General features: G+C 40.3%; 1 pseudogene. It reads right to left on the reverse strand.

Annotation, left to right across the window (positions count from 1 at the left end):
- A pseudogene (locus ACFINZ_RS10665) lies at positions 1–320 on the reverse strand (COG4223 family protein); the annotation flags it as partial.

Consider the following 320-nt stretch of genomic DNA (forward strand, 5'->3'; position numbering starts at 1 on the left):
CCTTCAACATTTCCAATCGGTCGCGAAACAATCAAACCTTTTATCCATGCCAAAATCCGTTCAAAAAAACCAGCATCTGACGCAACAATCTTTTGCGTTGCAACAATTGCATCGGCAATATTGGCAAAATCAGCTGCAAGTTGAACTGAACTAGGAAACCCGATAGGGGCTGTTTTTTGTAACAAATCAAGCCCCTCAATCGAAGGCGATAATTGTTGTAATATTTTCAATTCGTTGACATAAGATCCGCCACGCTCTACAGCATTCTTCAGCGAATTAATCGCAATAAACAACGCCGTATTTATTTTTTCCTTCCCATC

The sequence above is a fragment of the Bartonella sp. AA81SXKL genome, assembly GCF_042196945.1.
GTDB lineage: Bacteria > Pseudomonadota > Alphaproteobacteria > Rhizobiales > Rhizobiaceae > Bartonella.